Consider the following 13,266-nt stretch of genomic DNA (forward strand, 5'->3'; position numbering starts at 1 on the left):
CGGAGGGAGTAGCTGATGGGCAACACTCAGGCCGGCGTGACAAGCGCCGCAGAGGCGGCATGCGGCGACGCCAAGGTGCCGCGGACCGAGCGTGGGCGGCGCACCTTGCGCAAGCTGCTGGATGCAGCCGCCGAAGAGTTCGGCGAAAAGGGTTTTCATGAGGCTTCGGTCAGTTCGATCACGCGCCGGGCGGGGGTCGCGCTGGGCAGTTTCTACACCTATTTCGACAGCAAGGATGCACTGTTCCGGGCGCTGGTCGCCGACATGAGCGAAAAGGTGCGCACCAGTGCGCGTTCGGCATTGAACGAGGAGATGGGCGCGCTCGAAATCGAACAGGCCGCGTTGGCGGCGTTTCTGCGCTTTGCTGCCGAACACAAGGAAGTTTACCGGATCATCGACGAGGCCGAATTCGTCGACCCCGCCAGCTATCGGCAACATTATGAAACCATTGCATCGCGCATCGCGGATCGTCTGCGCGCGGGGACGGCGGACGGCGTGTTTCGCGAAGGTCTGGGCGAACTGGAAGCCTGGGCGCTGATGGGAATGAACGTGTTCGTGGGCCTGCGATATGTGGTGTGGGGCGGCGGGCAAACGGCGGCCGACGATGTTGCGGCCGGCGTGAACAGGCTGCTGGCCGAAGGGGTCATGAAACGCTGACGGGGCACGGACCATGAACCCCCGTATGCCAGAGCCTGCATTTGTACGGCCACCTTGTCGGCTACTGGGCCCCTCGTTAGAGCGAGCGTCATGATCCTTGTCATCAACGCCATCCGCGATTCCGAACACCTTGCCGCGATCAGCGACCGGATTGCGATGCTTGATTGGCGCGATGGCCGCGAAACGGCTGGCAAGGTCGCGCGCGAGGTCAAACGCAACGAACAGGCCAGCATGAAAAGCACAGCTGGGCGCGCGCTGCAGGATGAATTGTTCCGGCTGGTGTCCGACAACGACATCGTCACCGCTGCTGCGCAGCCGCGCCGCTTTTCTCCTGTCATCATCAGCCGCACGGGCATTGACGGCAAATATGGCGCGCATGTTGACAATGCCATGATGGGACGCGGGGCGCGGCGGTTGCGCACCGACCTGTCGTTCACGCTCTTTCTTACCCCGCCCGATGACTATGATGGCGGTGAATTGGTGATCCACGCCGCGGGCATGACACAGGCCGTCAAGGGCGAGGCAGGGTCTCTTGTGCTCTACCCTTCGGGCAGCATACATGAAGTGACACCGGTGACGCGCGGCGCCCGGGTGGTGTGCATAGGCTGGATCGAAAGCACGGTGGCCGATGCAGCGCAGCGCGAAATGCTGTTTGATCTGGAAAACCTGCGCGCCGCGCTGCGCCAGAAATTGCCAAGCCAGTCGGCGGAGCTGCTGACGCTGGACAAGACCATCGCCAACCTATTGCGGATGTGGGCGCGATCGTGATGGCTTGCGGCCAGCAGCCGGTCTGGCCCTGATGGTGAAAAACACAATCAGGCTGACCCCGATCACGCTGGGGCCTGCCCACATCACCGGGTTGAACACCTGATCCGGCATCATGCGGATCAGCCCGACAGACAGGAATGCGGTGTAGGCCGAAATGCCCATGCCAATCAGCGCGCGAAAATGTTCGCCCACATGCGCGCCCTTGGCCGGATCATCGCGGCGCCAGATATAGCGTTGCTGGATCAGCATTGCCGCAATGCCGATAAAGGCGACCAGCATCATCAGCGGGTGCCCGATCGTCGCACCATAGATCCCGCAGGCCGCCCCGGTGCTGATGACTGCGGCGATCACCGCCTGATAGCGCGCCCGGCGCAGTGCCCGGCGATCGCGCGCATGGCGAATCACTGCCAGCCCGTAGTCGACAAAACCGATGGTCAGCGTGCCAAGATACAGCATCATCCAGCCAAACAGCCCATCGAACAGGACGCGATCGGTCACTTCGGGGTGGCGCATCTGCGACCCGAAAAGCGACATCAGCGCCATCGCAATGGCAAGAGCGCCAGCACCCAGAAAACCGAAGCTTGCGATCCTGCCCCATACGCGGTGGCGAGTGGCACCTTTGCGCGTGATAACCGGCCCCCAGAACGCCGTCAGCCCGAGCGTGCCGGTCAAAACATGAAGAACAACGAGGACTTCAAACAGCGCCATTGCCCCGCAGGATGGCACAATCATGCCGCGTGGCCTAGACCTGCCTTATCGCACCCGCGACGGAGCCACCAGAACGGCATTGGCGATCAACAAATCCAGCCCTTCCAGATAAGCACGAGCCGAAGGGTCATGCGCAAATCCGATCACCAGCCCGCGCCCGTGCGATTGGGCCATCAGATAGGGTTTGTAGGCAAGCTGGCGCCGATTTTCGTCCCAGACATAGCCGCTGGCAACCAGATCCTGCGGCGCGGCAAACCGCATGACGTTAACGCCCGTCGAACGGTCTAGGGGTGTAAAAATCCGGCTGCCGGTTGCCAGAACAACCGCGCCGCTATCGTAACCGGCAGACAGGAAGTGGTCAGGTTCGCCCACAACGTTCAGCAGAGCTCCCGGCAAGGTATCGGGCAAGGCGGCCTGATCCTTGATCGTTTCGCGATATTCGGCGTCGCTGGCAATCGCCATGCCTTCGGCAAGGTCGCCCCCATCGTTGTCTTTCTCGGCAGGCCCGCGTCCCAGAGCCGCCTCGCGTTTGACGCTGATCAGTGGATCGTCTCCGCCGCTGAAAGCATCAAGGCTTTCTCCGATTGCAACCAGCACACCGCCGCGCTGGACGAAACTGCGCATGGAACGCTTCCCGTTGTCGCCCAGAAGGCTGCCGGGATTGCCTTCGGGTACCAGAACGACATCGTAATCGGAAAGGTCGGCGCGGCTCAGGCGGCTGGTGCGGATCGGCGTTACGGGCAAACCCAGTCGTTGTTCCAACACATAGCGCAAGGCCCCGGCGCTGAGCGGTGACACGCCGTCGTCCCATGCCAGCGCGACACGTGGCACTTTCAAGCGCACGAAATGTTCGCTGCCAAGGTTGGGCCCGCTGTCCACCCAGCCACTTTCCAGTGCGACCGTATGCGCGCCCACTTCGCGGGCCAGTACGCCCAGTCGCGCCATCTTGTCTGGCGAATTGGAACCGGCGGGAAAGACCACGGTGCCACGAGGGAATGCGCGGCCATCGGATACGAATGCCCGGTCGGTTGCACGCCCATCGATACCCTCGCGCAGTGCCAGAGCGACGAGCCGCGCCTGCCCGCTGTCGGTCCATGGGACGGCAATGGCAAAATCGCCGGTCCCTTCCACCTTGGCGGCAATCGGTGCATCCGCGCGCATGGCATCGCCGCTGACCGCAGCATTGCACAGACGGATATCGGTGCCTGACATCGGCCCCACTGACCACGCAGTCACATCATAAAGTTCGTGCGGCAAATCGACCGAACGGCGGCGCTCCTGTTCTGCAAGGAAGTCGGAAGGCAGCGGCGTATCGCGATCCAGCAGGCTGCGCACCAACCGCGCCGCGGGCTGTGCCTGCGGCACTGCCAGATAGCCTTCGGGGTAGGACCTGCCACATAGGCTGGCCGCACTTTCACGGCGCAGGACAGTAATCCCCTGTTCTGCCAGACGCCGGCCCAGCCGTTCGGCGTTCCAGCGGCTTTCGCCAAGGTCGATGACATAGGTTCCCCGGCCGGCTGCCCCGCCAGCGTTCCCGCTGCGGTAGGCGGCAAAATCGGCGAGAAACTTCTGCGGATTGTCCGCCACCGCAGAGGCTGTGGCAAGGCTGGCTGTGAAGTGATTTGCGATCCCGTCGCCATAAGTAAGATCGGTCCCATCGCGCCGCGCAAACACCAGACCGCGTGCCGAGCCCTGTTCGTACGTGCTGCCTATCGCCCCTTGATGCGCGTTCCACGTATCGCCGTAACCGGGGTAGAACAGGTCATAGACCTCACGGGTGAAATAGGGCTCACCGCGCGCATCAAACGCAGCGGCGTTGTAGCGGCCGATCAATTCGTAGCTACGGATCTGCGCAGCGGAGAGGTTCGGATTGAAGGGTTGGGCGGCTGGAGAGAAGAAGTAGGTTTCGTCGCCACCCATCTCGTGCAGGTCGACCACGACCACCGGGTTCCATTCACGGATCGCAGCGACCTTGCCCCGGGTTTCGGGCTGGGACAGCGTGAACCAATCGCGGTTGAGATCGAACATGTAATGATTGACCCGGCCCGAAGGCCACGGCTCGTCATGCTCGGCGGCTTGCCGATCTGCCGCTGGCGCAATTCCGGTCGCGGCGAGAAAATTGCTGACGAAGCGCGCACGGCCATCAGGGTTCTGCATCGGATCGATGACGACGATGGTGTTGTCGAGAATTTTGGTCGATCGCGGATCATTTAGCGACGCCAAAAGGTGATACGCTGTCATCAGCGCGGCATCGGTCGATGAAATCTCGTTGCCGTGAACACCGTAAGCCAGCCACGTCACCGGAAGGGCCGACCCACTGCCGGGACGGCCCGCGGCGATAGCGGCCATATCGGCGCGGATCGCCTCGATCCTGACCATGTTCGTAGGCGCCGTCAGCACGAGGTAATACAGCGGCCGACCTTCCCAGCTCACCGCGTATTGGACAAGCTTTGCACGATCCGGGGCAGCCTCGGCCAAGGCGCTGAGATAGGCATAGGTTTGATCGGGTGAGGTAACGCGCGTTCCGGGTTCATGTCCCACGGTTGTCGTCAACGTCGGAATGGCGGTATCGAACGGCCCTTGGCCAAAGGATTGCGCCGCACCCGGCTGCGCTGCGCCAACGATCGCTGCCATCACTGCGAGGCATTGGCCCCAAGCCTTACAAACCATCAAACCACCCCGCTTAACTGCCCGAACGCGCGAACCGCGAGCCTTGCCGCGAAGACGGCGAAACGGTCAAGTCCGGAACTTGGAGCGGTGCGGTGCTTGCTCGATTGGCCTGGGATCGCCCGTTAGCTGCGAAATCTAACTCTTGTCGCCCAACGCGACAATCAGCGCATCGCGGGCCAAGGCGACGCGCGGGTGGCGCAGGGATGATTTGGCCCAGACGAGATAGAACGTATTGGTTGGTACTGTCACTGGCGCCGCGATTTCGACAAGGGTGCGGGCCTGGCAAAGGGTGTTGGCGAGATAGCCTGGCAGCACGGTCCATCCTAAACCCGCGCATACCGCTGATCGCAGCACGCGAAGATCGGGGGCCGTCAGCGCGGGGGCGCGTGTCAGTTCTATGCTGTTCGCTTCCAGCCAATGGCGCACCAGCGGCCGGTCCAGATCATAGACCAGATGGGGCACCGTATTAAGCGCGTCTGCCAAAGGGCTACGCCCGATCTGCTCGACCACAGAAGGTGCCGCGACGGCTCGTAGAACTTCGGTCCCGACTTTTTGATAGGCAAGCCGCACGTCGTTCGGCTGCGAGGCTGTGAACCCGAGGTGTACCTTGTCATCCAGCAACATGGTATACAGCGCATCGCGTCCACCAATATGCAGCCGCAGATCGAGCCCGGTCGCAAGCAATGATCCCAGCTTCGGCGCGATCATCTCGTCCAGCATGTCGGAGGGGGCGGCAATGTGAACGGTTCCGGACGTTCTGACCGATCGCGCGCGTGCCGCCGAAAGCGCAGCCTCGGCCATATCGAGGCTTCCGCCGATCGACAGCGCAAGATCGTCGGCGATGGCGGTTGGCCGCACCCCGCGCGAATGCCGATCAAACAGGGGATGGCCAAGCTGCGTTTCAAGCGACGCGATGTGTTGTGAGGCAGCTGGTTGGGTTATTCCGAGAGCGCGAGCCGCATCGCTCAGCGAGCGTCGCCGGTAAACTTCGACAAAGGTGCGCAACTGCTGGAGCGACATGCGTGTTCCATAACGCAATTTATAGCTAACTGCTATTCCTCTTGGATTTTATGATGAACCATTCGGCTTACCTGTTCTTCATCGAAGGAGCCGAGCGATGCACGACCGACGCAAGTTTCTGACCGGCACCGCCGCACTCACCATTGTGGGAGCAGGATGGCCGCTCGCGTCCGCATTCGGTCGCCCGATCCAGCAAAACGGCCAAGGAGCCAAAGCAATGACCCGTATTCTGATGATTGCCACATCCGCCGACAGGATGATCCCAGGAACCGAGCCCACAGGTGTGTGGCTCGAAGAACTGACCACCCCCTATTATGCTTTTCGCGACGCGGGCGCAGAAGTGACGCTCGCCTCGATCAAGGGTGGCGCAATCCCGGTCGATCAGCGCAGTGTCAACGCCGATGGCGAGAACGACGCGTCGGTTGAACGCTATCTCAAAGACGATGATCTCAAGGCAGAAGTCGCCAATACGCCTGTTTTCACCACCATCGATCCGCAGGGCTACGATGCGCTGTTCCTGCCCGGCGGCCACGGCACGATGTTTGACTATCCCGGAAGTGAGGAACTGGCACGGATGGTCGAGCGTTTTGACCGCGAAGGAAAGATTTTTGCCGCGGTCTGCCATGGCCCGGCAGGTCTGGTTTCCGCGAAGAAGCCCGATGGCACTCCGCTGGTTGCCGGTCGCCGGGTTGCTGCCTTCACCGACAGCGAGGAACGCGCAGTCGGCCTCGATGAAGCGGTGCCTTTCCTGCTTGAAACGCGAATGAAGGAACTTGGCGCCCGCCATGAAAGCGGTCCGGATTTCCAACCTTTCGGCGTGCGCGACGGTAATCTTGTCACCGGACAGAACCCTGCCTCTGCCACTCGCACGGCGGAACTGGTGATGGAAGCTCTCATGGAAAAGGCAGCCTGATCATGCATTATCTCCACACCATGCTTCGCGTGACCGATCCTGAGGCGAGCGTTCGCTTCTTCGAATTGCTGGGCCTTCACGAAACCCGCCGGTTCGATAGCGAAAAGGGCCGCTTCACCTTGATTTTCCTTGCCGCAGACGAAGACAGCCGGGGCGTGGGCGAACGCGCCTCTGCCGAGGTCGAGCTGACTTACAACTGGCCGCCAGAAGACGGCAGCGCGCCCGAGGTCTATACCGGCGGCCGCAATTTCGGCCACCTCGCCTACCGGGTCGACGACATCTACAAAACCTGCGCGCGGTTGCAGGCGGGCGGCGTGACGATCAACCGTCCCCCGCGTGATGGGCACATGGCCTTCGTGCGTTCGCCCGACGGGATTTCAATCGAACTGCTCCAGAAGGGCGAGCACAAGGCGCCTGCCGAACCCTGGGCATCGATGCCCAATACGGGCGAATGGTAATGGCAAAGTTGTTCGAACCCATCGCTATTGGCGGGCTCCGGCTAGCCAATCGCATCGTCATCGCGCCGATGTGCCAGTATTCGGCCGAGGACGGCGCGATGACCGACTGGCATCAGATGCATCTGGGCCAGCTGGCGATGTCGGGCGCTGGCGCGCTGACGATCGAGGCCACCGCAGTCAGCCCGGAAGGTCGCATCACCTATGGCGATGTCGGGCTTTACGACGACCATACCGAGGATGCGATGCGTCAGGCGCTTCAAAGCGTGCGTCGCTGGTCGGACATGCCGCTGGTTATCCAGCTTGCCCACGCGGGCCGAAAGGCAAGCTGCGCCAAACCCTGGGATGGCGGCGCACAGCTTGCGCCCGGCGATGCCAATGGCTGGCAGACAGTGGCGCCCAGCGCGCTCGCCTTCGAGGAGGGCGAGAACCCGCCCGCCGCGCTTGACCGCGCCGGACTGGATCGCATCCTGGCCGCGTTTTCCGAAGCGGCGCAGCGGTCGGGACGGCTGGGACTTGATGCAATTCAGATTCACGCCGCGCACGGCTATCTGTTGCATGAATTCCTCTCGCCGCTGTCAAACAATCGCACGGATGAATATGGTGGCAGTCTTGAAAACCGGATGCGCTTCCCGCTTGAGGTGTTCGATGCGGTGCGCGCGGCCTTCCCTGCCGACAAGCCCGTGACTGTCCGGGTGTCGGGCACTGACTGGGTGGAGGGCGGCTGGACGGCTGAGGAAACCGCCATCTTCGCGCAAAAGCTCGAAGCGCGCGGCTGCGACGCGATCCATGTGTCGAGCGGCGGGCTCGATCCGCGGCAGGATATTCCGGTCGGACCGGGCTATCAGGTGCCGCTGGCCCGCACGGTCAAGGATGCTGTGACGATGCCGGTGATCACCGTCGGCCTCATCACCGATCCGCAGCAGGCCGAGCAGATTCTGGTCAGCGAAGACGCCGACATGATCGCCATCGCGCGCACGGTGCTGTGGGATCCCCGCTGGCCATGGCACGCCGCCGCCGCGCTTGGTGCATCGGTCAAGGCGCCGCCGCAATACCTGCGGTCAGAGCCCCATGAAGCTGGACGCATCCTTGAGGAAATGAAGCCATGACGCGCTCCATCAAACTTATGCTCGCCACCGCTGCGGTGCTTTCGCTTGCGGCCTGCGCGACAAGCCGGGAAACCGCGCCTGGTCCGCGGATCGAACAGGTCGCCACATTCGACGGTGCGATGCCGACCGGTGTCACCGTTGCCCCTAATGGCCGCATCTTTGTCAATTTCCCGCATTGGGGCGACAACCCACCGTTTACCGTGGCCGAACTGGTCGATGGCAAGGCGGTGCCCTATCCTGACGCTGTGACCAATCGCCCCGATCCTGCCGACCCGGCAGGCCATTTCATCTCGGTACAGAGCGTGGTCGCAGACGGGGCCAACCGGCTCTGGGTGCTTGACACGGCAGCGCCCAATTTCTCGCAGCCGCAGGCAGGGGGTGCGAAACTGGTCGGAATCGATCTGGCAACCAACCGGGTGGTCAAAACCATCGTCCTGCCTCCGAGTGTCGTGTTGCCGACAACCTACCTCAACGACGTGCGCATCGATCTGCGGCACGGTGATGAGGGTGTTGCCTACATCACCGACAGCAGCAATGCAGGTATCGGCGGGATCATTGTCGTCGATATAGCTAGCGGGCAACCGCTTCGCCGCCTGTCAGGCCACGCAAGCACCAATCCCGAGCCCGGCTTCACCCCGGTCGTCGATGGCGAGGTTCTGATGAACCGCCCCGTTGATGGGCCTGTAACACCTGTCGCGATTGCAAGTGACGCGATCGGGCTGAGCAAGGATGGCAGCATGCTGTATTACGGGCCGCTTTCGGGCCGCACGCTTTATGCCGTTCCTACGGCGATGCTGCGCGATCCCTCAGTTCCGGACGAGGAACTCGCCCGTGCGGTCCGCAGTATGGGGCGTAAGGGTGCATCTGACGGGATCGCCGAAGACGAAAGAGGCCGCGTTTTTGCCGGTGACTACGAAAACAACGCGATCCGCGTGCTTGACCGGGGCAGCTGGTCAACCTTGATCAGCGACCCGCGCATCAGCTGGCCCGACACCCTGTCGATCGGCACCGATGGCTACCTTTATTTCACCGCCAATCAGCTCCATCGCCAGCCTGGCTTCCATGGCGGGAAGGATCTGCGCCGCAAGCCTTACGAATTGCTTCGTATCAGGGTGGGAAGTGGACCTGTTCTTCTAACTCCGCAATGAAACCAGAGTCCGGATATGCGCCTGAACCGTGCCTGTCCGGACTTTTGCGATTTCACGATACCTTTGTCCGAACACTTGGGCTCGAGCCTGTCGATTTTGCAAATCACCTCGATCCGATCGATTGGCCAGAGCGCGCGGCGCAAATCGTCCCGATCATCGCCAAACAGACGCTTGCCTATTGGATAAAGGCATCTAAGCACATCGATGCTTGCGTGTCCTCGGTGCTGACCCTGCGCGAAGCTGTCGATCATCCAGACAACCGGACAAAAAACCTTTTTACGATCGATTCGGAGGCTTGGCAGCCAAATCCCGCGCCGCGCTTCAGTCGATCCCAGCAGCGCTCATGCGCAAGCGCACCGAACCAGTCGGCTGATCCTGTTGGTCTGAACGATTGGGGGCTGACCGCTGACGATCTGATCGTTTTTCAAAACATGGCACTTCGGAGCGATGATACCAAGGCATAACGCTGCCGGTAGTCGACCGGCGGCGGATTGCGTTTGGCACGATCCGAAGATGCGCGTTCAGACAGTAGAGCCCGTAAGTCGAATCTATTCATGGAAACCGGCACCATCTCTTTCAAGTCATTGAAAAGATGGTGGGCGCGACAGGGATTGAACCTGTGACCCCACCCGTGTGAAGGGTGTGAAAACGGCTTTTGGCGGATTTACACGAACAGAAAAATACAATAAATACAACCGCAAGGGTGCGTGCGTGTCCGCTGATGTTTTTCATGTTTTTTCCATGTTTTTCATGTTTTTTCCATGGGTTTTTGGGGAGCAAGAATGCCCGATCTGAGCCGTATTGGAGAGCGTGAAAAGCTGAAGCCGAAGGCGGGCGATGAGCCACACTGGCAACGGCTGCGCCAAGGGGTTTATCTTGGCTATCGTCCGTCGCGGAAGCAGGCGGGCGGCACGTGGTATGCACGCTTTTATGATGCGGACGCCAATCGGAATGCCCGCAGGCGGTTGGGCGACTACGGCACCCTGTCAGGCCATGACGTTTTCAAGCAGGCCAAGGCCGATGCCGAGGCATGGGCGGAGACGGTCGAAACCGGCGGCGAGCGTGCCCGCGACATGGAAACGGTTAAGGATGCCTGCGACACCTATCTGGAGCAAAGGCCCGGATTGATTGCCGAGGGGGTTTTCCGACGGCACGTCTATTCCGATCCCATTGCCAAAGTGAAGCTCGACAAGCTCCGGCGGCACCATCTGAAGGCATGGCGCAAGCGGCTGGAGCAAGCCCCCGCGTTGGTGACGCGCACGAAGGATGCTGAAAAGATCCGGATGAAGCCCCGCTCGCAATCGACTGTCAATCGCGACATGGTGCCGCTGCGCGCCGCACTGGGCATGGTTCTGAAGCCGGGTCCGCCAAATACTGACGCGGCATGGCAAGAGGCGTTGCGTCCCTTCAAGGGGGCGGACAAGCGTCGGGAGCTATACCTCGACCGAGATGAGCGCAAGGCTCTGATCGATGCCACGTGCGATGAGGCGCAGCCCTTTGTGAAGGCGCTGTGCCTCTTGCCGCTGAGACCCGGCGCGCTGGCAGACTTAAAAGTGGGCGACTTCGACAAGCGCACCCGCGCGCTCACCGTTGGCAAGGATAAGAACGGCAACCCGCGCCAACTGACAATGCCGCAGGTGATTGCCGACTTCTTTGAAGCGCAGGTAAAGGACAAGCTGCCAGCCGCTTCGATCCTTGCCCGCACTGATGGTGCGGCATGGAACAAAGACGCTTGGAAAAACCCGGTCAAGGACGCGGTCAAGACGGCTGGTCTGCCCGGTGCTGCATCTGCCTATACCCTGCGCCACAGCGTGATTACCGACCTGATCCGCGTCCGCCTGCCAATTCTCACGGTGGCGCAACTGTCCGGCACGAGCGTTGCCATGATCGAAAAGCACTACGGCCATCTGGTGCGGGATGATGCTGAAGAAGCCTTGGCGAGCATCGCGATTTAGCGCCAGCCGGCCATGCAATAACTGACAGAGGCGCCAGCCGCTCAAAATGGTAAATTGGATCGACGCTGCTATGCTGAAATTGCGGATATTTGGAACACACTGGACCCTTGATAAAAATGAGTGAACGGAAGAGCAGCTTTCCCCCGAAGATCATATGGCTGCTCTGGCTTCAAGGCTGGGACAGTGCGCCGGCTGTCGCCCGCGCTTGTCGTAATACCTGGGAAAGCCGCAATCCTGGCTGGGCAATACAATGCTTGGACCTGCGCACCCTCGCGCATTTTCTCCCCGCCGATATTGTCGAAAGTATCATGTCGACACCCAAAGAAGCGGAGGCCTTAAGCGACCAGATACGCCTCGAACTCTTGCACCGCTATGGTGGGGTATGGGCCGATGCAACCTTCATGTGCGCCGCGCCGCTTGATGACTGGCTAGTGGATGTGATGCCTTACGGCTTTTTCGCTTTTGCAAGGCCAGGCCCAGATCGCATGGTGTCCACTTGGTTTCTTGCAGCTGAAAAGGGCTCATATATTGTCGAGCGTTGGCGAAGCGCTTCAGTGGGATATTGGGCAGAGCGGACTGAACGTGATGACTATTTCTGGGTTCACCAGTTGTTCGCATCGGTCTACGAAACGGATTTCGATTTCCGTGAACTGTGGGATGGAACGCCGCAGATCTCGGCAGCCCATCGGTTTCATTTTGGTCCGAACAGCGCTGATCTTCTGGCCCCACCGCCTGCCGACCTTGACGATCTGCTGAAAGCGCCGCCTGCGCCAGTTTTCAAGCTGACGCATAAGTTCGAGAACCAGCCTAGCATAAACTCGCTGTTCGCCCGCCTCTGTGCCGATGCCGAGGACGCGCAGCCATCATCGCGCCCTTTCAAACGACGCCTTCCTGTCAGTTGGTTTGGATCATTTTCCGGTCATGGCACGATAGGAGACCTGCGCTCGCTGGAAACGATCGTATCGCACCTCGTCGGGCGGGGGCATGAAGTGTTCCATGCGACCGCTGACTCCATTAACATTAGCGGCGCAATTAGAGTGGATTGGCGTCAATTCACGCCAGACGCTTGCGATGTGGTGATCTTTGTGTGTGGGCCAATACTCCTCAACCATAAAGAATTAACGGCTTTCTTCGAGCACTTTGCGACCGCTCAGCTGGTCGGCGTTGGGGTCAGCCTTATGGCCGAGGGCCACCCGAATTATCGCAATCCTTTTTGCGTAACGTTCGCAAGGCAGGGGGGCGCAGAGCCTTTTGGCGACGTCGCGATATGTGCGCCTCACACACCTTCCCACCGGCTGCCGAGCCGGTCCAACGATAAAACGGTGATCGGCTTGGCTCTGCGTGGAGAGCAGCATGAATATGGCTCAGAACTTTGTCTATGGCGCGAAGCCAGCCAGATGTTTGCCGCATTGGTTGACCTGCTGGCTCGGCATAGTTCTGTGCGTATTGTTGAGATCGAAAATCATTTGCTTCGCTCCCGGCGCACGGCTGACGCGATCGAGGAACAATACGCTGCGTGTGATCTGGTGCTGACGACCCGCTATTACGGAGGAATTGCCGCGCTGCGAAAGAACGTACCCTTCATTGCGCTCGATCAGATCAGCAACGGGGCCAAGGTGATGCCGCTGCTCGCGGGGTTCGGGTGGGAGGCCGTGTTTCGCGTCGATACGGTGAGCACACTCGACATCGTAAGGCTGGGGCTTGAACTTCTAAGGGATCCTCAAACGATGCAGCTCGTCAAAACTCGTTGTCGGCATGTACGCGAGGCCAACAGGACCCTTGCATATGTTGACCGCTGGCTCGACGACATCGACGGACATTGATCGCCGGGCAGCTGCCGTTTCGACATCGCCGTTGGACATT

At 60.8% G+C, this 13,266-nt stretch carries 12 protein-coding genes and 1 tRNA gene; 9 read left to right on the forward strand and 4 right to left on the reverse strand.

The features are described 5' to 3' along the window. Positions 1-15: 15 nt before the first annotated feature. Both SJY33_RS00245 and SJY33_RS00250 read left to right on the forward strand, forming a co-directional pair. Positions 16-657, forward strand: a complete 642-nt coding sequence (locus tag SJY33_RS00245; RefSeq protein WP_379920486.1) for a TetR/AcrR family transcriptional regulator — start codon at positions 16-18, stop codon at positions 655-657. Between the two features lie 90 nt (positions 658-747). Then, on the forward strand, positions 748-1,425 hold the full coding sequence (locus SJY33_RS00250; protein WP_379920487.1) for a Fe2+-dependent dioxygenase: 678 nt from the start codon (positions 748-750) through the stop codon (positions 1,423-1,425). Here the strand turns inward: SJY33_RS00250 and SJY33_RS00255 are convergent. The 3 genes from SJY33_RS00255 to SJY33_RS00265 form a co-directional block, all read right to left on the reverse strand. Further along, entirely contained in the window at positions 1,399-2,157 is a 759-nt protein-coding gene (locus SJY33_RS00255) for a hypothetical protein (RefSeq protein ID WP_379920488.1), read from the reverse strand. The genes SJY33_RS00250 and SJY33_RS00255 overlap by 27 nt on opposite strands. 21 nt (positions 2,158-2,178) lie before the next feature. Continuing rightward, positions 2,179-4,767, reverse strand: a complete 2,589-nt coding sequence (locus tag SJY33_RS00260; protein ID WP_379920489.1) for a M14 metallopeptidase family protein — start codon at positions 4,765-4,767, stop codon at positions 2,179-2,181. A gap of 171 nt (positions 4,768-4,938) precedes the next feature. Then, complete coding sequence (locus SJY33_RS00265) at positions 4,939-5,823, reverse strand: LysR family transcriptional regulator (RefSeq protein WP_379920490.1); 885 nt, start codon at positions 5,821-5,823, stop codon at positions 4,939-4,941. Positions 5,824-5,920: 97 nt separating this feature from the next. Here SJY33_RS00265 and SJY33_RS00270 point away from each other — a divergent pair, with 97 nt between their 5' ends. From SJY33_RS00270 to SJY33_RS00290, 5 genes are all read left to right on the forward strand, one after another. Next, positions 5,921-6,736, forward strand: a complete 816-nt coding sequence (locus tag SJY33_RS00270; protein WP_379920491.1) for a type 1 glutamine amidotransferase domain-containing protein — start codon at positions 5,921-5,923, stop codon at positions 6,734-6,736. Continuing rightward, positions 6,736-7,194 (forward strand): VOC family protein, encoded by a 459-nt coding sequence (locus tag SJY33_RS00275; protein ID WP_379923488.1) that lies wholly within the window; start codon positions 6,736-6,738, stop codon positions 7,192-7,194. The genes SJY33_RS00270 and SJY33_RS00275 overlap by 1 nt, the downstream gene beginning before the upstream one ends. Beyond that, complete coding sequence (locus tag SJY33_RS00280) at positions 7,194-8,300, forward strand: NADH:flavin oxidoreductase/NADH oxidase (protein ID WP_379920492.1); 1,107 nt, start codon at positions 7,194-7,196, stop codon at positions 8,298-8,300. Before SJY33_RS00275 ends, SJY33_RS00280 begins: the two co-directional genes overlap by 1 nt. Beyond that, positions 8,297-9,448, forward strand: a complete 1,152-nt coding sequence (locus SJY33_RS00285) for an L-dopachrome tautomerase-related protein (protein WP_379920493.1) — start codon at positions 8,297-8,299, stop codon at positions 9,446-9,448. The genes SJY33_RS00280 and SJY33_RS00285 overlap by 4 nt, the downstream gene beginning before the upstream one ends. A 212-nt stretch (positions 9,449-9,660) precedes the next feature. After that, complete coding sequence (locus SJY33_RS00290; RefSeq protein ID WP_379920494.1) at positions 9,661-9,912, forward strand: hypothetical protein; 252 nt, start codon at positions 9,661-9,663, stop codon at positions 9,910-9,912. 129 nt (positions 9,913-10,041) lie between these two features. On the opposite strand, the gene SJY33_RS00295 is transcribed toward SJY33_RS00290, so the two are convergent. After that, a tRNA-Leu gene (locus SJY33_RS00295) sits at positions 10,042-10,122 on the reverse strand. 108 nt (positions 10,123-10,230) lie between these two features. Here SJY33_RS00295 and SJY33_RS00300 point away from each other — a divergent pair. Both SJY33_RS00300 and SJY33_RS00305 read left to right on the forward strand, forming a co-directional pair. Continuing rightward, a complete protein-coding gene (locus SJY33_RS00300; RefSeq protein WP_379920495.1) occupies positions 10,231-11,403 on the forward strand; it encodes a tyrosine-type recombinase/integrase in 1,173 nt (390 codons plus the stop codon). A gap of 116 nt (positions 11,404-11,519) precedes the next feature. Then, positions 11,520-13,226, forward strand: a complete 1,707-nt coding sequence (locus tag SJY33_RS00305) for a capsular polysaccharide synthesis protein (RefSeq protein ID WP_379920496.1) — start codon at positions 11,520-11,522, stop codon at positions 13,224-13,226. Positions 13,227-13,266 lie beyond the last annotated feature (40 nt).

The sequence above is a fragment of the Erythrobacter sp. R86502 genome, assembly GCF_042466465.1.
Lineage (GTDB): Bacteria > Pseudomonadota > Alphaproteobacteria > Sphingomonadales > Sphingomonadaceae > Erythrobacter.

Coding starts and splice junctions, on each gene's coding strand:
- SJY33_RS00260 (WP_379920489.1), bottom strand. CDS start 4,767: ATGGCAGCGATCGTTGGCGCAGCGCAGCCGGGTGCGGCGCAATCCTTT.
- SJY33_RS00250 (WP_379920487.1), top strand. CDS start 748: ATGATCCTTGTCATCAACGCCATCCGCGATTCCGAACACCTTGCCGCG.
- SJY33_RS00255 (WP_379920488.1), bottom strand. CDS start 2,157: ATGATTGTGCCATCCTGCGGGGCAATGGCGCTGTTTGAAGTCCTCGTT.
- SJY33_RS00265 (WP_379920490.1), bottom strand. CDS start 5,823: ATGTCGCTCCAGCAGTTGCGCACCTTTGTCGAAGTTTACCGGCGACGC.
- SJY33_RS00300 (WP_379920495.1), top strand. CDS start 10,231: ATGCCCGATCTGAGCCGTATTGGAGAGCGTGAAAAGCTGAAGCCGAAG.
- SJY33_RS00285 (WP_379920493.1), top strand. CDS start 8,297: ATGACGCGCTCCATCAAACTTATGCTCGCCACCGCTGCGGTGCTTTCG.
- SJY33_RS00305 (WP_379920496.1), top strand. CDS start 11,520: ATGAGTGAACGGAAGAGCAGCTTTCCCCCGAAGATCATATGGCTGCTC.
- SJY33_RS00245 (WP_379920486.1), top strand. CDS start 16: ATGGGCAACACTCAGGCCGGCGTGACAAGCGCCGCAGAGGCGGCATGC.
- SJY33_RS00270 (WP_379920491.1), top strand. CDS start 5,921: ATGCACGACCGACGCAAGTTTCTGACCGGCACCGCCGCACTCACCATT.
- SJY33_RS00280 (WP_379920492.1), top strand. CDS start 7,194: ATGGCAAAGTTGTTCGAACCCATCGCTATTGGCGGGCTCCGGCTAGCC.